Here is a 20,562-nt window from a genome sequence, read left to right on the forward strand (position 1 = left end):
TCAGCTCTTTACTACTGGGTCAGCCACGACTGGCCCAGTACAGGGGCATACGGCTTTCGTGCGCAAAAGCCAGCACTGCGAACCTCTGGCCGATAATGGAGTAGATGAGACGATAGCGAGATCTTGGTATTCTTGCGTGCCGGAAGACCCGCTCAGTTTCGGGCACCGGAACAATCTCGCCTGAGCGGGGCCAGGCGAGGCAGCGATCGATTAGTCTGTCGACGGCAGCTTCAAACGCAACACCTCGGTGTTGACCGCCTTGCTCGTACCAAGCGATTGCTTAGTTCAGCTCTTCTGCGGCTTCGGGGTGGACGACGAGCGTGAAGCTCACACGGATCTCGATGCACGACGATTGGCTAAAAGCGCCTTCAAGTCTTCGCGAGTGAGGCCTGCGACCGTGCCGCGGTCAAGTTCATCGGCGCGCCGGGTAGCCACTCTAGCCCAAGCAGTCTCGACCGCAACTGCATCAGGGCCGTCTACGTCAGACAGCACATCGGCTACTCGCGAGCGTTCCTCGGGGGTAAGGGCTATCGCGGCCGCGATCACTTCTGCCATGGTCATACCGTCAGTGTAGGTGCTGCCGCTGACGAGAGCCAGAGGGCGAGGATGCATCAGAGCTGGCTGTCTGAAACTACGGATCGGGGGCGCACGCTGGCTCGCTACGCGCGGCGCAGCCTGGCGATGAAATCGGTGACCTGCGCGTGCAGCACGCTCTCGTGCAGGTGGCTGGGGCTCACCACGCCAATCACGGTGGCGCCGATGTTCATCATGATGATCTCGTCTGCCAGCTGGTCGTCCGGAGTCGAAATGACGATGTCGCCGTCTTCCCTGCCCTGCTCTAAGAAGGTCAGGTAGCCTGCCTTCCACACGTCGAGGTGAGCGTCGTAGCCGCCCTTGATTTCGGGGCTAAACGCGCAGCGCTCCCAGTATGAGAGCAGCACGCGGGCGGCTGTCGCATCTTCCTGCTCAATGGGCAGGGTGAAACGCATAAACATCTCGAGTGCTTCGATGCCGCGCTTGCCCTCGATGTGTTCGAGCACTCGGGTGCCGAGGCTGCCGAGTGAACGCTCGTAGGCGCTCGCGACGATGGCGTCTTTGCCCGAGAAGTAGTGCTTGAGGGCCCCGTTGGCGAAGCCCGCCCGTGCAGCGATCTCGCGCATGGTGGCGGCCTCGATGCCGCCCTCCACGATGAGCTGCCAGGTGACTTCGACGATGTCGGCGCGGCGCTTGTCGTGGTCAATGATCTTGGGCATGTGCATCCTTGCTAGCTGAATGTCAGCGCCAGGGGCGCTTTATAGTTCTCCATCGTAGACGAAAAACGGTAACTCTCGTGGGTACGTCGGCCGAAGCGCTCGCCGTTGCGCGCGCCGTTACGCGGGCCGCAGGCTCGCGAGCAGCGAGTCGAGCGCGGCGGTCATGCGTGCGTCTGTGGCGAACTCGGGCATGATGAGGCGCAGCGTCTGCCACCCCATGTTGGCGGCCGCGATCTCGTCGGACGCCACGGTGAGATCGACGCCCGGCGCAAGCTCGCCGTCGGCCTCCGCCTCGCCCAGGTGTGTGAGGAGGCGCTCGCGCCAGGAGTGGGCGTGTTCGCGCTGCGACTGCCCAAACGTGTCGTTTTGTGCGGCGTGGTTCCAAAACGCCAGGGCGACGCGCGCGTGGGCCGCCCCGTCTTCGCCGAGCGGCATGATGGTGAGACACATGCTGCGCAGGGCCGCAAGCCCACGCTCACCGCTCGTGGCGGTGACAATGCCCTCGTCGGCGAGGCTGCGAGTGTGCAAGAACGCCGCGTGCAACAGGGCCTCTTTGTCGGGAAAGTAGCGGGCAAAGGCGCTGTGGGAGTAGCCAGCTTCGGCGGCAATGTTGCGCATGGTGAGGCGGTCGAATCCGTCGCGGGCGATGACGTGCCATGCGGCGGCGGCGAGTTCGCTGCGACGCTCGTCGTGGTCAACAACTTTGGGCATGACGGTCTCCTTTCGTTCGCGCAAACGAGCCACAACTGTGGCCCGATGACACCCACGTTAGCGCGAATATCGCAAGCGTTACCGGTTTGTGACCAAATGGTCACAAAAAAGGTTTAGTGTTTAGTGACCAGATGGTCTCTAACGATGGAGGGTGATGTGACGAAAGCGGCGAAGGCCCCAGGCGGCGCACGCGGATACGAAGAGTTTCAGGGCCTGGCTCACGAGTTCACCTCGCAGTCCACCCCCTGGTACCCCGCCGCACACCGCGCGGCCAGCACGGCCCCCAACATCGTCGTCGTGCTCGTCGACGACCTCGGGTTCAGCGACCTGGGGCCGTACGGTAGCGAAATTGACACCCCCAACATCGACCAGATCGCGGGCCGCGGCTGCGTGTTCACGAACTATCACACGGCCCCCGTCTGCTCGCCCGCACGAGCCGCGCTGCTCACGGGCTTGAACCCGCACCGCGTCGGTTTCGGTGCGGTAGCGCACGTCGACCCCGGCTACCCCGGCTTCAACTGCCAGCTGCCCGATGCCGCCCCCACGCTCGCCGAATCGCTGCGCGCGGGTGGCTACGCGACCTTCATGGTCGGCAAGTGGCACCTCACGATCGAGTCGCAAATGCACGACGCCGGTGACCGTGCCACCTGGCCACTGCAGCGCGGCTTCGACCGCTACTACGGCTCAATGGACGGCTTCACCTCGCTGCACCACCCGCACCGGCTCGTGCGTGACAACGCGGTCGTGGCGCGCACCGAGTTCGAAGACGGCTACTTTCTGACCGATGATCTCACGAACGAGGCGATCGGCATGGTCGACGACCTGCGCGCCAACGACCGTTCGAAACCGTTCTTTCTCTACTTCGCGCACACCGCTGTGCACGGGCCGGTACAGGCCAAGGCCGAGACGATCGCCCGCTTTCGCGGCCGATACGAAGCGGGCTGGAACGCGCTGCGCGACGCCCGGTTTGCGCGCCAAAAGGCGACCGGCATAGTTCCGGATCATGCCGTGCTGCCCACAGGTGATGCTGCCGACGACGCGCTGGTACCCGAGTGGAGTGCACTGTCAGACGCCGAGCGTGAGCTCTTCGCCCGGCACATGGAGGTCTACGCGGCCTCGGTGCACGAGGTCGATGAGAGCGTGGGGCGGCTCACACGAAGGCTCGCCCAGCTCGGTGAGCTCGACAACACGATCATCGTCATCGCGAGCGATAACGGCGGCACCGCCGAGGGTGGGCCCACTGGCACGCGCAGCTACTTTTCACAGTTCGTGGCCGGGGCGCAGCTGCCCGATAACTGGGTGCGCGACGTGCCGCGCGACCCCGAGCTGATTGGTGGCCCGCGCGTGCACGGGCACTACCCGACCGGCTGGGCACGCGTCTCGAACACCCCGTTTCGGTCGTTTAAGGGATCGGTGTACGAGGGCGGGGTACACGCGCCGCTGATCGTGTCGTGGCCGGCCGCACCGGAGCCGCTGAAGGGGGAGGGGCTGCGCGACCAGTTCGTGTTCGTGTCAGACGTGGCTCCGACCCTGCTCGACTTGGCGGGTGTTTCGCCGCTCGCCTCGCGCCACGGGCAGCCCGCACTCGAGGTCGACGGCAAGAGTTTTACCCCAGCGCTTGCGACGCCGCAGCAACCAGGCCGCTATAAACAGTACTTTGAGGCGTTCGGGGCCCGCGCGCTCGTGGCGGGGGACTGGAAGGCTGTGTCGACCAAACCGCCCACCTCCGCAGACGGGGCGGCGGGCGGCGCATGGGAGCTCTACGACCTTGCCGTGGACCCCACCGAGACGCTCGACCTCGCTGCCGCCCACGAAGACCGGGTGCACGAGATGGCGGAGGCATGGCGCAGCGAGGCCTGGCGCAACACCGTGTTTCCGTTGAACGACGACGGCACCCTGTTTCTTAACCGCCCCGAATCCGAAAACGCGCTGTCTTTGCCCGTGACGCTCACCCCGTTTCGGCCACCGCTCGAGCGTTTTCGGGCCGCGAAGCTCACGGTGCTGCGCTCGTTCGAAGTGCAGGCACGTGTGACCGTGACCGCCGAAACCTCGGGCGTGATTGTCGCGCACGGTGACCAGGGCGGAGGGTACCTGCTGGCGCTCGAAGCGGGCGCGCCGCTGTTGAGTTACAACGCCTACGGCGAGATGCATCGCGCTCGCGCCGCCCGGCTCGCACCCGGAAGCCACGAACTGTCGTTCAGATTTACCGAGCTCGACGGACTGCGGTGGCGGGTGTCGCTCAGCGCCCGTGGCGAGGAGGTGGCAGCGCTGCCCGAGGTGCCCATGCTGCTCGGCATGTCACCCTTCACCGGCATCAGCGTCGGGTACGACTACGGGGGCCCCGTCGATTGGGAGCTGCACGAATTGCACCGCAGTTTTCCCTTCACCGGAGGGCAGATCGAACAGCTCACATACGTGCCCGGTGCGAAATCGCGTCACGACCACACCGTGATCCGGCGCATTGGCGAGGCCGTGGCCGAGCTCGCAGACTAGGCCGCCAGTTCCCTGGACCCTGCGACTCGCAGGCTCGCGCAGGGTGACAAGGAGGGGCGCCCGCCCCTCGTAGGCTCGCGCAGGGTGACGGGGCGGGGTGCCCGCCCCTCGTCATCCTGCGGGAGCGAAGCGACTCGCAGGATCCACACTCATTGCAGTACCCGTTTTCGAAAGGAACATCATGAAACGAACACTCACCGCAGCATCGGCGCTCGCGGCTGCAGCGCTCGCCCTGACCGCGTGCGCGGGCGGCGGCGGGGCCGCAGGCGGCGATGCCGCCGCCACAGCCCCGACCGAGTTGAAGATCGGCAACTTCCTCGACCTCGTGTCGTGGGATCCGAGCATCGCAGACATCGGCTTTAACGGCCCGTACCTCTCGGCCGTGTACGACCCGCTCGTAGCTCTTAACGGCGACGGCGAGCCGGTGCCCGCGCTCGCGACCGACTGGGAGATCTCAGACGACGCGCTCACGATCACGCTCAACCTGCGTGACGACGCGACGTTCTCGAACGGCGAAGCGTTTAACGCCGACGTCGCCGTAGCGAACCTCGAGTTCTTGAAGGAGGGTGTGACCTCTCGCGAGGCTTACTTGAACGTCGACAGCTTCGAAGCGATCGACGACGACACCGTCGAGATCCACATGAACGAGCGCGACGACCGGCTGCTCTACTTCATGGGGCTCGGTCGCAGCTACATGGCCGCCCCCGAGGCGATCGAAGCGGGCACGCTCGTTGAAGCACCCGTGGGTTCGGGCCCCTACACGCTCTCTGACACGACGATTCCCGGCGCCGAATACCACTTCGACCGCGTCGACGGGCACTGGGCAGAAGACGAGTTTCCGTTTGACACGGTGAGCGTGCTGCCGCTGCAGGATCCGAGCGCCCGCAACAACGCGATGGAGGCCGGGCAGATCAACGTCGCGTTCGCCGACGCGACGGCGCTCGAGCTCGCCGAACAGAACAACTGGAACGTGGCAGAGAAAGTCGCCGCCTGGGCGGGCATTCGTATCAACGATCACACCGGTAAGCAGTTGAAGCCGCTCGGTGACGTGCGCGTGCGCCAGGCACTGAATCTCGCCTTCGATGGCCAGGCCATGCTCGACGCCGTCGGTAACGGCCTGGGCGTGTACACCAACCAGGTGTTTGCCGCGGGCTATCCCGGCTACGACGAAGAGCTTAACCGTGCAGCCGGCGCCAACATTGAAGAGGCGAAGAAGCTGCTCGCCGAGGCGGGCTACGCCGACGGCTTTGACGTCACGCTGCCGATGGCGCCCGGGTTTCAGCCCTGGCAGGCCACCGTCGAACAGGCCTTCAAAGACCTGGGGCTGCGCCTGAAGTGGGACGAGTACCAGATGGCCGACTACCAGGCCAACGCGGGCAACTACCCGATGTTCCTCGTATCACTCGCCGTCGACGCCGAGCCCGTAGCGTCGATCGCGCGCCAGCTCACCGTGCCGCAGTGGTACATGCCCGAGCCCGACATTAGTGAGTTCCCCGAGCTGCAGGGCAAGATCGACGAAGCGCTCGCCGCACCCCGCGGTGACGAGCAGAACGAGAAGATTCGCGAGCTCAACGCGATGCTCGTTGAAGAGGCGTGGTTTGTGCCCTGGTACCAGTCGAAGAACGTGTTTGTCACCGACGCGGGCATCGAGCTCGAACCCGTCACCGGCATGATGTTCCCCACGCTGCGCCAGATTCAGCCGGCGAAGTAGCGTCTGCCGCTGCGCCGCGGCACTTCGCTGCAGCTGGTCACGGCAACAGCGACCCTGCGTCGCCCACTTGAGAGCGCGAGCGAGACCCTTGTATCAGCGGGAATAACCCGTGGGTTTCGCTCGCGCTCTCGCGCGTGCGGTGGCAGGCTCAACACTAGGTGGGCGCTGCAACGACGCGGCGCAAGAGAGGATCGTCTTGACTGAAGCAACTACTACCCCCGCGGCAATGCCCAGCACACCCAGCACACCCAGCACACCCAGCGCGCCAGGTGTCGCACCTCGCAGCGTGATCGTTGTGGGAGCGGGCTCTGCGGGCTCTGTCGTGGCCAGGCGTCTCGCCGACGCGGGCGTGCAGGTGACCGTGCTCGAGGGTGGCGGCGAAGACGTCAACCCCGCGATTCATGACCCGAGCCGCATGGGGGAGCTGTGGCACAGCGCCGACGACTGGGACTACTACACCGAGCCGCAGCCCGGCGCGAACGGTCGCAGGCTGCACCTGCCCCGCGGCAAGGTGCTCGGCGGTTCGCACTCGCTCAACGCGATGATTTGGGTGCGCTGCGTGCCCGAGGATTTCGACCACTGGGCCGAACTCAGCAACGACGGCTGGGCCTGGCACGATGTGCTGCCCGTGTACCGCGACATCGAGAACTTTCACGGTTCGGGCGACCCCGCGCTGCACGGCAGCGATGGCCTGCTCGATGTGACGAGCGAGTATGAGCTCGCCCCGATTCAGCGCTCCATAATCGACGCCGCGGTCGAAGAGGGGCTCACGCACAACCCCGACTACAACGGCGCATCGGTCGAGGGCGTCTCGCAGCAGCAGGTCAACATGCGCGACGGCGAGCGGTTCAACACCTACATGGCGTACCTGAAGCCGGTGCGCGACCGCGTGCGCGTAGAGGTCGGCTGCCAGGTGCACGAGCTGATCTTCGCTGCTGACGCTGCGGGTTCCTCTGGCGCTGGCTCCGGATCGGCGGCCGCGGCAGACGCTCCACACAAGACCCCGCGGGTCACGGGTGTGCGCTACGAACAGGGCGGCGAACTGCACGAGCTGTACGCCGACGAGGTGATCCTCGCGGCAGGCGCCCTTGACTCGCCACGGGTGCTGCTGCGATCCGGAATCGGACCTGCCAGCGAGCTCGCCGCACACGGCATCGTGTCGCGCGTTGACCTGCCGGGGGTGGGCAAAAACCTGCACGATCACGTGCTCGCGCCCGTGATCTTTGAGACCGAGCAGCCCGTCGGGCCGCCCGTGGCGGGGCGCTCGGTGACGCAGACGCACCTGTTTTGGAAGAGTCGCGCAGAGCTCGATCGCCCAGACACGCAGCCGATCAACTTCTCGGTGCCGATGTATGGTGACACGCTCGCGCCGCGCACGGGTGACGGGTTCACCCTGATGGGCGGGCTCGTGACACCGCAGGCCCGCGGCGAACTCACGCTGTCGGGGCCGGGCGCGAAGGATCCGGTGCGCATTGACATTGACGCGCTGGGACACGAAGAAGACGTGGCCTCGCTCGTCGCGTCGGTGCGCCAGTGCCGCCGCATCGGTCGGCAGCCCGCGCTCGCGGGCGCGTGGGGCGCGACCGAGGTGTACCCGGGGCCCGAGGTGGGCGACGGCGACGACCTGGTCGACTATGTGCGTAACACGGTCGCGACGTACCACCACCAGGTGGGCACCTGCAAGATGGGCGTCGATGAGCTGGCCGTGGTCTCGCCGAGGCTCGCGGTGCACGGCATTGATGGGTTGCGCGTGATCGACGCGTCGGTGATGCCGCGGGTCACGACCGGCAACACGAACGCCCCTGCCGTCGTGATCGGCGAGCTGGGCGCGAAGTTTGTGTTGGCGGGGGAGCGATAGTTGCTGAGCGGTAGTTGTTTCGCGGTAGCGGTTTCGCGCGGTAGCTACTGAGCAGTGTCGGCGGGCGCTCGAAGACCCTGAATGAGGGTGTCGAGCGCCCGCTGCACGTTTTCGTCGCCCGCGTTCTCGGGCAGCAGCACCGCTGTCATCTGCCAGCCGGCGTTGTGGGCGGCGACCTGGTTGACGGCTGCCTCGATGTCGACGTGCGCTGCGAGCTCGCCGTCTTCACGCGCCTGTGTGAGGAACATCCGAAACAGCTCGCGCCACCGGCTGTTGTTCTCGCGGTGAATCTCGACGAGCCCCTCGTTTTGTGAGGCGTGATCCCAGAACGAGATCACCACGCGGGCGTAGAGCGGCCCGACCTCGCCAAAGGGCAAGATCTCGAGACAGATGCGCTCGAGCCCCGCGAGCCCGCGCAGCCCGGGGAGCTCGGTGGCGATGCGCGCGTTCGCCTGGTCGTAGAGGCTTAAAAACGATGCGGTGAGCAGGCTGTTCTTGTTGGGAAAGTAGCGCACGATCGCGCCGTGGGCGTAGCCGGCCTCGGCCGCGATCTCGCGCATGGTGACGCGATCGAAGCCGTCGCGAATGATAATGCGGGTGACCGCCTCAACGATGTGACGGCGTCGCTCTTCGTGGTCAACGATCTTTGGCATTTGGTTCTCCCTTGGCGCCCACGTGAGGCAGTGTGCACTACAAGAGTCGATCATGCACCCCTTTTTCGTCACCAGTTGGTGATGAAACGTTATCTGCTCGTTATTTTTCAACACCGATTGGAGATTATCCTTGTTAATCACCAGATGGTGACGTACTGTGTCAGCACAGGGTCGCCTGGCTTACACCAGCACAACGTCGACGAAGGAGTCGCACATGAAGAAGAACAATCGCCTGATCGCAGCCCTCGCGCTGCTTCCGGCTGCCGCCCTCGTGCTCGCCGGCTGCTCGGGTGGCGCGAGCGACGGCGGCGACGCCGGCGGTGACGGGCTCACCAAGCTCAAGGTCGCAACGATCGGTCTCACGTCTGACGGCAGCCTGATCAACGGCATCGAAAAGGGGTTCTTCGAAGAGGAGGGGCTTGAAATCGAAACGTCGATCGTCGCGAACCCGCCCGCCGGTCTCGCTGCCGCGCAGGGCGGTCAGATTGACGTCGCCTACTCGCCGAGCATTCCGCTCATGAACGCTCTCAGTCAGGGCGTCGCGCTCTACGTTGTCGGCGCCGCAGACGGGGCGCAGCCCGGTGTGCTTGACGAGGAAGACCTGACGCAGTTCGACGACACCGGCCTGTTCGCAGGCAAAGACAGCGGCATCACCTCGATCAAGGACCTCGCGGGCAAGAAGATCGCGATCCCCGCGCGCAAGGCGCAGCTCGAGGTGGTCATCGCTGACCTGCTCGAGCAAGAGGGCATCAACCCCGACACCGGCGTTGAGTGGGTCGTGCTCGACTTCACCTCGGCGGTAGCTGCGCTCAAGAGTGGCAACGTTGACGCGGCCGCGCTCGTGAGCCCCTTCACATCAGAGGCAGAGGAGCAGGGCTCGCAACAGATCGCAGCGCCCTCGGTGGCGTTCTTTGGCGAGGGTGCCGTCGGCCTGTGGGTGAGCGGTAAGCCGGTCATCGAGCAGAAACCCGACGCGATCGCCGCGTTCCAGCGCGCAGTCAAGAAGTCGAACGAGTACGCCAACGAGCACCCCGAAGAATCGATCGAGGCGGGCCTCAAGTACACCGACTCGAAGCTCAGCGTCGACGAGGTCGTCGTGCCGTACTGGCCGCTCGAAGTCGCCCCGCGTGACCTTGAGAACGTCAACGACAAGATGGTGAAGCTCGGCTTCCTCGAAAAGCCGGTCGACCTGAACGGCATCATCTGGACCAAGGGCTAACCCGTGGCATCCAATCGAGTCGCGCAGTGGGGCGTGGGCGCCGTAGGCGCCCTCGCCGCACTCGGCGTGTGGCAGGTGTCTGCCGCGGTCGGCCCGCTCAAGGATTCGCCGCTCCCCACCGCCGGTGAGGCTATCGCTGAGGCCGTGCAACTGCTCGGCACCGCCGAAATGTGGCAGGCCACCTACGACACCCTCGTCATGTCGGTGGTGGGCCTCGTGCTCGCCGCGCTCTTCGGCGTGATCCTGGGCGTGGGCATTGGTGTCTCGCCGCTCGCGATGCACGCGACCCGCGTGCCCCTCGAGTTTTTGAAGCCGATCCCCCCGATCGTCGTGCTTCCGATCGTTGTCCTCGTGCTCGGCCCCACCATGGGCATGGGCATCTTTCTTACATTCTTCGGCTGTTTCGTGGCAATCGCGGTACAGTCCTCTGCGGGCGTGTTCGATACTGATCCGGTCGCGAAGGCGACGGGCCAGTCGTACGGTCTCAGCCGCAGCGAGATCCTGTTTGGCATCGTGCTGCCGAGCGCGCTGCCCTACATCGGCACCGCGCTGCGTGTCGCAGCTCCCACCGCGCTCATCGTCGCGGTTGTGGCGGGGCTTATTGGTGGCGGCCCCGGTCTTGGACAGAGCCTCGTGCTTTCGCAGCTCTCGGGCAACCAGCCACAGCTGTTCGCGTACGTGCTCATTCTCGGCATCCTGGGTCTCATGGTGCAGGGGCTGAGCCAATGGGGCGAACGACGGCTGCTGCACTGGCACCCGCAGTACCGCAAGGAGGCGCACTAATGGTATTTACCTCGTCAATCAGGGTGCGCACGCGTGTCGCGCGCAAGCAGCGGCGTTCGGGGCTGCCCAAGGGAGCCCTCATCGCCGTCGAAATTGCCGTACCGGTCGTGCTGCTGGCGATTTGGTGGGTCACCTCCGCCTCGTCAACGAACGCGTTCTTCCCGCCGCTGCAGCAGATTCTCAGTCGCTTCGGCGACGTGCTGGGCACCGAGCTGTTCTGGATCAACGTGGGCTCGTCGGTGGGCAACCTCGTGCTGTCGTTCTTGCTCGCGTGCGTGATCGGTGTGGCACTCGGCATCGCGTTTGGCATGGTGCCGGTGCTGTCGTGGCTGATCGAACCGGTCGTGCACTTCTTCCGCGCGATTCCGCCTGTCGCGCTCGTACCGATCTTCGTGTCACTCATCGGATTCGGTAACGAAACACGTATCCTCTCGATCACGCTCGCCTCGGTGTTTCCGGTGCTCATCTCGACCATCGACGGCATTCGTGGCGCCGAACCTACGCTCGCGATGGTGAGCCGCGTGTACCGCTTCGGCTGGGTCGACCGGATCTTCTCGGTCACACTGCCCGCTGCTAGTCCACGAATTCTTTCGGGGGTGCAGGTGAGCCTCATCACCGCGTTCGTCGTGATGATCGCGAGCGAGATGCTCGGGTCATCGACGGGCCTCGGCGCGTGGACGCTCCTCGCGCAGCAGTCGTTCATGATCGCCGACATGTGGGTCGGCATTCTCGTGCTGGGCGTGATCGGCTACGCGTCCACTGCACTGTTCAACATCTTCCGGCGCCGCGTGCTGCGCTGGTACATCGCCGCTCAAGAGACGGAGAAGAACCTATGAGCCCCAATGCTTTTCTCGCAGACGCACCGGTGCGCCTCAGCGTGCAGGGCCTCGCCAAGACGTACGAGACGAAGAAGGGGTCTGTGCCGGTCATCGCCGACCTCACCTTCGATGTGCGCGCGGCCGAGATTGCGTGCATCGTCGGCCCCTCGGGCATTGGTAAGACGACGCTGCTCAAGTGCCTCACGGGGCTGCAGTCGATCTCGTCGGGCCGCGCCGAGATCGACGGCAACCTGATCGATGGGCCGCCCGAGCAGATGGCCCTCGTGTTTCAGGAGTACACACGCTCGCTCATGCCGTGGCTGACGGTCGAGAAGAACGTGCGCATGCCGCTCAAGCACCTGCGGCTGCCAGCCGCCGAACGTGAAGAGCGCATCTCATCGGCGCTGAAAGCCGTGGGGCTTGCGGGCGCCGAGCAGAAGTATCCGTGGCAGCTGTCGGGCGGCATGCAGCAGCGCGTCGCGATCGCCCGCGCGATCGCGTATCGCCCCGAGGTGCTCATCATGGATGAGCCGTTCGCCTCGGTCGACGCGCAGACGCGTTTTGAACTCGAAGACCTGTGCCTCAAGATTCGCGAACAGTTTGGCATGACAATTGTCGTCGTCACCCACGACATCGACGAGGCCGTCTACCTGTCTGACCGCGTGGTCGTGCTGGGTGAACGCCCCGCGCGCGTCACGACAATTCTCGACATCGACCTGCCCGAGCCGCGTGACCAGATCAGCTCGCGCTCGCTGCCTGAGTTCGCAAGGCTGCGCACCGAGATCCTCGAACTCATCAGAAAGGCGGGGTAACCGTGGCGGCGCCGGGCCCAGCACGCCGAGGCTACGAAGGGTTCGAGGGACGCGCGAGCGAGTTCGTCTCTGACTCGACGCCCTGGTGGCCCGCCGCGCAACGCGCCCGCGAAGGCGCCCCCAACATCGTCGTGATGCTCATCGACGACCTCGGGTTTAGCGACCTCGGCCCCTTCGGCAGCGAGATTCCTACCCCGCACATTGATGACACCGCCGCGGGCGGCTGGGTATTCACGAATTACCGCACGGCCCCCATGTGCTCGCCCGCCCGAGCGGCGCTGCTCACGGGGCTAAACCCCCACCGCGCAGGCTTCGGATTCGTCGCCCACACCGACCCCGGCTACCCCGGGTTCACGTGCGAACTACCGCGCGATGCGGCGACGCTCGCCGAGTCTCTGCGAGCGGGCGGCTACGCCACGTTCATGGTCGGCAAGTGGCACCTGACGGGTGAATCGCGGTTGCACGACGCGGCCGACAAGTCGTCGTGGCCGCTGCAGCGCGGCTTCGACCGCTACTTCGGGTCAATGGACGGCTTCACATCGCTGCACCACCCGCACCGGCTCGTACGCGACAACTCGGTCGTCGACGTAGCCGAGTTCGCCGACGACTACTTCCTCACCGACGAACTCACGGGCGAGGCGATCGCGATGATCGACGAGCTGCGGGTCAACGACGCCGCGAAGCCCTTTCTGCTCTACTACGCCCACACCTCGGTGCACGGCCCGATCCAGGCCAAAGAGGCCGACATCGCGCGGCACGCGGGCCGCTACGAGGCCGGCTGGAACGCCCTGCGCGAGTCCCGTTTCGCGCGGCAGCAAGAGCTCGGCATCGTGCCGGATCACGCCACTCTGCCGAGCGAAGCCCTCGCCGACGGCGACAAGATCCCGGCCTGGGATTCCCTGAGCGAGGCAGACCGCGCCCTGTTTGCGCGGCACATGGAGGTCTACGCCGCCGCTGTCGACTCGATCGACCAGAGCGTCGGGCAGCTGCGTGAACGGCTGGCGCAGTTGGGTGAGCTCGACAACACGATCATCGTGCTGGCGAGCGATAACGGCGGCACCGCTGAGGGCGGCCCCACCGGTACCCGCAGCTACTTCGCGCAGTTTGGAACGAACGGTGAACTACCGAGCGACTGGGTGCGCGATGTACCCCGAAACGTTGCAGACATCGGCGGCCCCAAACTCTTTAGCCAGTACCCGACCGGGTGGGCGCGGGTCTCAAATACTCCGTTTCGTTCGTTCAAGTCGACGACCTACGAGGGGGGAGTGCACGCGCCGCTGATCGTGTCGTGGCCGGCAGCACCCATCAGCGCACGAGGGCTGCGCGAGCAGTTTGTGTTCGTGTCTGACCTCACCCCCACGCTGCTCGAGCTCGCGGGCGTTGCGCCGCTTGCAACGCTCGCCGGCCTCCCCGCACAAACCCCCGACGGGCGCAGCGTCGTCGATGTGTTGTCAGACCCGCAGGCCGCGGGCCGTGCAGCACAGTACTTCGAAGTGGTGGGACGCAGGGCCATGGTCGAGGGGGAGTGGAAGGCGCTGTCTGATCACACCCCCACCCGCGCCGAGGGGGCCGTGGGAGGAACATGGGAGCTCTACCACCTGGCCAGCGACCCGACAGAAACGGTCAACCTCGCCGCGGCGGAGCCCGAGCGCACCGCCGACCTCGCCGAGAAGTGGCGCGAAGAAGCGTGGCACAACGCGGTATTTCCGCTCGACGACGACGGCAGCCTGCACCAGAACCGGCCCGAAACCGAGCGCATGCTCCAAGACCCTGTGACGCTCGTGCCGTTTCGCCCGCCGCTCGAGCGCTACCGCTCGGCTCAACTCACGGTGCTGCGATCGTTCGTCGTCGACTCCGAGATCTTCGTGGGTGAGAACGCGGCGGGTGTCATCGTTGCGCACGGCGACCAGGGCGGCGGCTACCTCCTCGCGATCGACGAGAGTGCCCCACTCATTTCGTACAACGCGTACGGCAATATGCACCGGGCACGTGGCGCCAGGCTTGCGCCGGGCCTGCACAAGCTCGTGCTGCGCGTAGACGAGCTGCCCGAGCTGCGCTGGCGGCTACGCCTCGAAGTCGACGGTGCGCTCGCCGCAGAGATCGCGCAGGTGCCCATGCTGCTCGGCATGGCGCCGTTTACCGGTATTAGCGTCGGATACGACTACGGCGGCCCGGTCGACTGGCAGCTGTACGAAGCACACCGCAGCTACCGGTTTACCAGCGGTGAGATTAAGCGCCTGTGCTATGTGCCCGGCGCCAGATCGAGTCACGATCACACGGTGCTGCGCCGGATCGGGGAGGCCGTAGCGGCCATCGCCGACTGATGGTAGGCGGGGCGTGGGATGGGGCCTTCCGGGCCGCTGCTCTCCGGTCGCGTCGGCTGCGCCGCCGCTCCTGCCAGACCCAACCAAGCAGCGGCCCGGAAGGCCCCACCCCACGCGTCGTGGCCGTTTGCTGGGCATGGTCCGCCCTGCCGTTTTCGGGCACGTCCTACATGCCCTGTCATTCTGCGGGCACGTCCTAGTACCTGTCATTCTGCGGGCACGGAGTGCATCGCAGAATCCAGCCGCTGTGGTGTGGATCCCGCGACTCGCAAGCTCGCGCGGGATGACGTGAAGAGTTGGTGTGCACTGCACGCCAGCACCAAAGTGGCACGAGTCCTGTGTCTGCGCCTGTGTAACTGTGTGCAGAGTCATGGCCGCCCACTCGCGCCTATGAGTCCGACCTGCGCCTACGATTTCGCAGTCAAACAACCGCAGTTTTCGTAGGCGCAGGTCAAAACGGTAGGCAGAGGTGGGCATAATAACGACGTGTGAACGCTATGGATCAACCTACAGCGCCGGCGGGCGGTATTTCCGACACTAGGGCGACCCCAATGTATGGGGGCCGCGAAATTCGCTTCAGCCGGTCAACTCAGGCACTAGGCGCGCGGGTTACCGCACGCGCAACCCGCGCTGCCGCAGCGGCAGGCGCCGCCCGCGCAGCAGCCGCAGCCACCGCTGGCACAGCACGCGCCTGTCATTCCTCCCCGATTCGCGCCGTCGGGTAGGTTCATGGCCGGGTTCTCGTCAAGAAAGCCGTGCGGTTTGAACAAGAAGCCCGAGTAGTCGACGGGCATAATGGGCCAGTCCTCGGGGCGTGGCACGTGAGTCGGTCCAAACACGTGCCAGAGTACGATGTCTTCTTCATTGAGCGATCGGTTCTGCGCGGTCCATGCAGGCAGGCCCGCACCACCCGGGTGCGCGTTTGGAAAGTCGCCCGCCGGAAACCGCTCGCCCGGGGCATACTGTGTCGCCCACAGATGCTCGGTCGCAAACGTGGCCCGACTGTAGACCGTCGATTCTGGCTGCGCCATGAGCGTGGGTTGGCCCTGCGGCAGCAGCCTGAACGCGGTGGGGTGGCCGAGCCTGTTGGTGCGCTCGGCGCTGCGCACCTCCCATACCCGCCCGGCGGCGGGGTTCGCACGCCGCCTGGCCTCATGCTCGGTGGTGAGCTGGCGGCTGTTCCAGGTAAACGCGTTGCCGTGCGGGTTTTCGGGTCCGATCGGAATCCCCGCCACTTCGACCTCGTGCAGCGTGTTCGCTTCGCCGTCGAGGGCGGTGTCGAGCCGCGCGCAAAAGAGGTGCTGGTGCACCGGCGCGAAGATGCCGGGAGCGATCTCGGGCGCGTGGGGGTTGGGCGATCCGGGGTCACCTGCGCTCGCAAACACGATGCCGGTGGCCTTCGCCTCGAGCTGAATGGTGCCGTCGAGATACAGGTACCAGAAGAAGCCGTAGTCGTAGTTGCCGATGGTCGAGAAGTACGAGATGACGAGGCGCCTAGACCTGCGTACCTCGGTGTTGCCGTCGAGATCGGTGTGCTTCCAGAGGATCCCGTAGTCCTCCTCGTGCATGCAGATGACCTGGGGGATCTTGACAGGGTGGCCGTGATCGTCGGGCACAAAGCCGTCGAAATAGTGAATCACGCCGAGGCAGTCGCAGCCGAGGCTGAGCGTGTTTGCGTTCTTGCCGAGCAGATACTCGCCGGCATCGAAGTAGCTGATCCAGAAGCGGCCGGGCGCCGTGTCACCATAAGGCACGACCATCTCGGGTACGCTCGCGCGATGCAGCACCTCGCGCTCCTCGTCGCCATCACGAAACTTGAGCTGGTTGAGCACGAGGCCCTCGCGCTGATTGAAGCCCACGCGAAACGACCAGTTTTCCCAGGTGACGCGCGAGCCGTTGACCTCGAAGCTGGGGCCCTCGGGCTGGGTGATCTCGATCGGTTTGAGGCTCGTGCGCGCGGGGCCCTGCGCGTCGGCCGTGTAGTTGCCGTGGGCTGTGGGCACCGGCACATCGCCCTCGTCTTCGACGCGGATCACGCTGCCGCTCGACAGGTCTATGTGCACGATGAGCCCCTCGACAGGGTGCGCCCAGGGGCTGTCCTGCGGATCATCGCGCAAGAACGTGAGCGAGCGGATGACGCGCTTATGAGCCTCGTCTGCGCGACCGAAGAAACCGGGCGCGAGTGGTGCGCAGAACGCGAGCTCCATGCGGTCCTCGAGGCCGCGGCGGCGCATGGCGGCCTGCCAGCCATCTGAGGCCTTGGCGATGCTTGCCGCGCGATCGTACTCCTCGAAGATGTACTGCGGCTGCCCCTCGGTGGCCGTGTCGATGGCGCGAATGCTCTTGATAGCGCCTGCTGCGCCTGCTGTGTTGGTGCCGTGCAGCGCCACGACGGCGAGCTGCGAAGTGCCGTCTGAGACATTGAGCAGCACGACCTCGACGCGACGCTCAATCTCGTCGCCGGGAGTCCACGCTGCAAGCCACGCCTTGTCTGGGTCGAGGGGCAACAACTGCGCGACGCGCTGGTGCTTGCCGAGGTGCCCTGCCGCGGCGAGCAGGGACCGCGCCTGCGCGATTTCTGCTGCAGTGAGCGGATCGAGCGGGTGCACGACAGAAGTGGGCTCGGTGACTCGTTGACCGTGGGTGTGGGTGGAACGATCGGACGCATCAACAGACATGGGTGGCTCCTTTGCCAGTCGGGGTGACACTTACCAGTATGCGCTGCCACCCCTGGTTAGCGAACTAGCCGAGGTGGTGCGGGGGCCGGGAACGAGCCCGAGCCCCCGGTCACGGACTACAGCGCCAGCTGCTCGACCGGAAACGTGAACACGGTCGCGCCGCCGGTGGCGTAGTTAGGCACGTCGGCTTCGACCGCCCGGCCCTCGGAGGAGCTCATCGCCCGACCGAGGGCCGCTTCGTCGGCGAAAGTCGCCTCGAAGATCGCGAAGTAGGGAGCTGGTGCCCCCAGGCCAATCGCGAACGAGATATCTTGGACGCCCGGCAGCTTCGCGCACAGGGGCAGGTGAGTGTCGCGGTAGTACGACTCGAAGGCGGCCGGATCGGTGGGCTCAGGGTAGAGCACGATGAGTTTATACACGAGGGTCTCCTAATAATTAGCTGTCGGAGCGCGCGAAGACCAGTCGGCCAGCGAACCAGGTCTCGTCGACTTGGGTCTTGACGAGCTCGGTCGCGGGGTGCTCAAACGGGTTGCGGTCCAGCAGCACGAAGTCGGCCGACTTGCCGGCTTCGAGTGACCCGACCTCGCCTCCAAGCCCCATCGATGTGGCGCCACCGATGGTGAACGCCGCGATGGCCTCCTCGAGTGAGATGGCCTGTTCGGCCCAGAGCGTGCCGGGGTACTGACCACTCGGATCCTGACGGGTGACGAGGCCGTGGATGCCTTCCCACGCGTTCGGTGAGGGGGAGACCGGCCAGTCCGAGCCGCCCGCGACGACTGCGCCAGTGTCGAGCAGGTCGCGGTTCGGCTGCATACGCTCGGCGCGCTCGGCGGGCAGCACTTCGCTGATGGCCTGCGCGATCGGGCCGGGCACCCAGATAAACGGCGAGATCTCGGCGTCGACACCCAGCTTGCCAAATCGGGCTACGTCGTCGGGGTGCACAAACTGTCCGTGCGCGATGCTGTAGCGCGTATCTGTGATGCCCTCGGCGCGCAGCGTCTCGACGGCGTTCAATACCTCGTGCACCGATGCGTCACCGGTGCAGTGAATCTTGGCGCCGAGACCCACCTGCGCGACGCGGCGCAGCCAGTCGGTGAGCTCGCTCGGGGTGAATAGGGTCTCGCCGTGGTGGTCGTGGCCGTGTGCCTCGCTGGGCAGATAAGGCTCAATAAAGGCAGCGGTGCCGGTGGGGGGCACCCCATCGAGAAAGATCTTGACGAAGTCGGGGCGGTGATGGGTGGTGCGGTACTGTTCGCCCGTAAACACCAGTTCGTCACCGATCTCGGGGTAACCGAAGATGTCGTCGTTCACGAGCATCGACGAGACGACCCAAGCGTCGAGTTCGCCTGCGGTGTCGAGAGCGTGCAACGCCCTGAGGTTGTGAGCGCCGATGGCGGCGTCTTGAAACGCGGTGATGCCAAACGAATTGAGAATCGAGACGCCATGACGCGATGCGTCACGGTTCTGTTCCTCGGTGAGCCCACCCGCAGCGCGCTGCGCTTGCGCGACAGGAATGCCCGCGGCTTCGAGGAGCACACCCGTTACGCGCCCCGCGCTGTCGACCACGACGCCCTCTGATCCGGCACTCACACCAGCGAGCTCGAGCGCGCGTGAAGAGACCCAGCGGTTGTGATGCGAGTCGTCAGAGAGCACCACGGGGCGCCCGCCCGCAGCTTCGTCGAGAAGCGCGAGGGCCGCTGCCGTGTTGACCTCGCCCAGGCGATCGCTCGCCCAGGGGCCGCCTACGACCCAGGCATCAGCGGGAAGCGTCGCTGCGTGTGTGCGCACCGCGGCGATGATCTCGTCGAGGTGCGCGCCGATGGGCAGGCGCAGCTGAAACAGCTCCTCCTCGCCCGCAACGGCGTGGTGGTTGTGAGCATCGACGAGGCCGGGCATGACAAAGGCGCCGCCAAGCTCACGTACCTCGGTGCCCGGGCCCTGCAGCGCCCCAATCTCTGCGGCGCTGCCCACCGCCTGAATGCGGCCATTTTTGACTGCGAGGGCTTCTGCCCAGGGCTGTGCCGCGTCGACTGTGTACACGCGAGCGTCGGTGATGATGAGGTCTGGGTAGGTGGTCAACATTGACTCCGTTTCTGCTGCGGGGAGGGTGTGAGATGCACACACATCGATTATTCTACAATCGTAGACAGTTGTGTCGGTGGGCTTGAGGTACTGCTGCAATTCTTGCTGGTGCCGGGCCCGTGCGCTTGTCTCACTGTGACCACCAATGGGCCGAGAGCGCGCAGCTTGGTGCTGACTCGCACCTAGCGCGTAGTTTTCGGCACACTATTTACGCGGCAACGCAGCCGCAACACACTCGAGAGGTACACCATGACCCAGCAGACCGAAACCCCCAATGAGAGTAACGACGTCTCCGCAATTGGTGATGTCTCCACAAGGGGTGATGTCAACACAGGCAGCGATGTCAGCGGCCGAGTGGTCGTGATCACCGGCGGCGGCACGGGCATTGGCGCGGCCATCGCTGAGCGATATGTGTCAGAGGGCGCTCGCGTCGTCATTGTGGGGCGCAGACTGGGCCCGCTCGAAGAGACTGAGGCGCGCACGGGGGCGACCCCGATCGTGGCCGATGCGGCAGACGGTGCATCCGCCCGTGCCGCCGTTGCGCAGGTGATCGAGAAGTTTGGCCGCATTGACGTGCTCGTCGCGAACGCGGGTGGGCATGGCTTCTCGGCGGTCGGTGACACGAGCGATGATGACTGGGAAAGCTCGATCAAGGCGAACCTGTCGACCGCGTTCGTGATGACTCGTGAAGCGCTGCCCGAACTGCGACGCAGTGCGGCAGAAAATGGTTCGGCAGGCAGTCAAATCGTGATTGTGTCGTCGCTCGCTGGGCTATTCGCGGGCCCCTCGGTCGCGGGGTACACGGTCGGCAAACACGCCCTCGTGGGCCTCACGCGCAGCCTCGCCCGTGATTACTCCAGGCTCGGCGTGCGCACGAACGCGATCTGCCCGGGGTGGGTGCGCACGCCCATGGCCGACGCAGAGATGGACGAGTTTGCGGCACACGCCGCAGAGATTACTGGCCGCGAGGCCGGCTACGCAGCAGTGACAGCAGATGTGCCGCTCGGGCGCCCCGCCGAGCCCGCAGAGATTGCGTCAATCGTGCGGTTCTTGGGCTCGAACCAGTCGTCGTACATCACCGGCGCGGTGATCGTCGCAGACGGCGGCGCGCACATCGTCGACCTGCCGACGCTTGCCTTCGAGCACGCGGGCATGTGATTCCTGCGC

The 20,562-nt window shown here is 65.5% G+C and carries 16 protein-coding genes; 9 read left to right on the forward strand and 7 right to left on the reverse strand.

Annotated features, from left to right (window positions below):
• Positions 1-327 precede the first annotated feature (327 nt).
• From ACXR2W_RS04365 to ACXR2W_RS04375, 3 genes are all read right to left on the reverse strand, one after another.
• The gene (locus tag ACXR2W_RS04365; protein ID WP_458812246.1) at positions 328-561 is read right to left on the reverse strand and encodes an addiction module protein; all 234 of its coding nucleotides are present in this window, start codon (positions 559-561) and stop codon (positions 328-330) included.
• A gap of 98 nt (positions 562-659) precedes the next feature.
• Entirely contained in the window at positions 660-1,253 is a 594-nt protein-coding gene (locus ACXR2W_RS04370) for a TetR/AcrR family transcriptional regulator (RefSeq protein ID WP_458812249.1), read from the reverse strand.
• Positions 1,254-1,370: 117 nt separating this feature from the next.
• The gene (locus tag ACXR2W_RS04375; protein ID WP_458812252.1) at positions 1,371-1,964 is read right to left on the reverse strand and encodes a TetR/AcrR family transcriptional regulator; all 594 of its coding nucleotides are present in this window, start codon (positions 1,962-1,964) and stop codon (positions 1,371-1,373) included.
• Positions 1,965-2,120: 156 nt separating this feature from the next.
• Here ACXR2W_RS04375 and ACXR2W_RS04380 point away from each other — a divergent pair, with 156 nt between their 5' ends.
• The 3 genes from ACXR2W_RS04380 to ACXR2W_RS04390 all read left to right on the forward strand — a co-directional run bounded on the left by ACXR2W_RS04380 (position 2,121) and on the right by ACXR2W_RS04390 (position 8,026).
• Positions 2,121-4,457 (forward strand): arylsulfatase, encoded by a 2,337-nt coding sequence (locus tag ACXR2W_RS04380; RefSeq protein ID WP_458812255.1) that lies wholly within the window; start codon positions 2,121-2,123, stop codon positions 4,455-4,457.
• 181 nt (positions 4,458-4,638) lie between these two features.
• Positions 4,639-6,168: an ABC transporter substrate-binding protein gene (locus ACXR2W_RS04385; RefSeq protein WP_458812257.1), complete on the forward strand. Its 1,530-nt coding sequence runs from the start codon at positions 4,639-4,641 to the stop codon at positions 6,166-6,168.
• Between the two features lie 226 nt (positions 6,169-6,394).
• Positions 6,395-8,026 carry a GMC family oxidoreductase gene (locus ACXR2W_RS04390; protein WP_458812619.1) on the forward strand — a complete coding sequence of 544 codons (1,632 nt, stop codon included), beginning with the start codon at positions 6,395-6,397 and terminating at the stop codon, positions 8,024-8,026.
• Between the two features lie 44 nt (positions 8,027-8,070).
• Here ACXR2W_RS04390 and ACXR2W_RS04395 read toward each other — a convergent pair whose 3' ends face one another.
• Positions 8,071-8,679, reverse strand: a complete 609-nt coding sequence (locus tag ACXR2W_RS04395; protein WP_458812260.1) for a TetR/AcrR family transcriptional regulator — start codon at positions 8,677-8,679, stop codon at positions 8,071-8,073.
• 214 nt (positions 8,680-8,893) lie between these two features.
• Between ACXR2W_RS04395 and ACXR2W_RS04400 the strand changes: the two genes are divergently transcribed.
• From ACXR2W_RS04400 to ACXR2W_RS04420, 5 genes are read left to right on the forward strand one after another with little or no spacing between them, the layout of a single operon-like run.
• Positions 8,894-9,898: an ABC transporter substrate-binding protein gene (locus tag ACXR2W_RS04400; protein WP_458812263.1), complete on the forward strand. Its 1,005-nt coding sequence runs from the start codon at positions 8,894-8,896 to the stop codon at positions 9,896-9,898.
• A 3-nt stretch (positions 9,899-9,901) separates the two neighbouring features.
• The gene (locus ACXR2W_RS04405; protein ID WP_458813995.1) at positions 9,902-10,681 is read left to right on the forward strand and encodes an ABC transporter permease; all 780 of its coding nucleotides are present in this window, start codon (positions 9,902-9,904) and stop codon (positions 10,679-10,681) included.
• Complete coding sequence (locus tag ACXR2W_RS04410) at positions 10,681-11,517, forward strand: ABC transporter permease (protein ID WP_458813997.1); 837 nt, start codon at positions 10,681-10,683, stop codon at positions 11,515-11,517. The genes ACXR2W_RS04405 and ACXR2W_RS04410 overlap by 1 nt, the downstream gene beginning before the upstream one ends.
• Positions 11,514-12,311, forward strand: coding sequence for an ABC transporter ATP-binding protein (locus tag ACXR2W_RS04415; RefSeq protein WP_458813999.1), 798 nt, complete (start codon positions 11,514-11,516; stop codon positions 12,309-12,311). Before ACXR2W_RS04410 ends, ACXR2W_RS04415 begins: the two co-directional genes overlap by 4 nt.
• 2 nt (positions 12,312-12,313) lie before the next feature.
• Complete coding sequence (locus ACXR2W_RS04420) at positions 12,314-14,635, forward strand: arylsulfatase (protein ID WP_458814001.1); 2,322 nt, start codon at positions 12,314-12,316, stop codon at positions 14,633-14,635.
• Between the two features lie 596 nt (positions 14,636-15,231).
• Here ACXR2W_RS04420 and ACXR2W_RS04425 read toward each other — a convergent pair.
• The 3 genes from ACXR2W_RS04425 to ACXR2W_RS04435 all read right to left on the reverse strand — a co-directional run bounded on the left by ACXR2W_RS04425 (position 15,232) and on the right by ACXR2W_RS04435 (position 19,395).
• The gene (locus ACXR2W_RS04425; RefSeq protein WP_458814003.1) at positions 15,232-17,313 is read right to left on the reverse strand and encodes a primary-amine oxidase; all 2,082 of its coding nucleotides are present in this window, start codon (positions 17,311-17,313) and stop codon (positions 15,232-15,234) included.
• Positions 17,314-17,429: 116 nt separating this feature from the next.
• Positions 17,430-17,732: an EthD family reductase gene (locus ACXR2W_RS04430; protein WP_458814005.1), complete on the reverse strand. Its 303-nt coding sequence runs from the start codon at positions 17,730-17,732 to the stop codon at positions 17,430-17,432.
• Positions 17,733-17,748: 16 nt separating this feature from the next.
• Entirely contained in the window at positions 17,749-19,395 is a 1,647-nt protein-coding gene (locus ACXR2W_RS04435; protein WP_458814007.1) for an amidohydrolase, read from the reverse strand.
• 249 nt (positions 19,396-19,644) lie between these two features.
• Here ACXR2W_RS04435 and ACXR2W_RS04440 point away from each other — a divergent pair, with 249 nt between their 5' ends.
• On the forward strand, positions 19,645-20,553 hold the full coding sequence (locus ACXR2W_RS04440) for an SDR family NAD(P)-dependent oxidoreductase (RefSeq protein ID WP_458814009.1): 909 nt from the start codon (positions 19,645-19,647) through the stop codon (positions 20,551-20,553).
• The last annotated feature ends 9 nt before the right edge of the window (positions 20,554-20,562 follow it).

The sequence above is a fragment of the Leucobacter faecis genome (genome assembly GCF_054456695.2).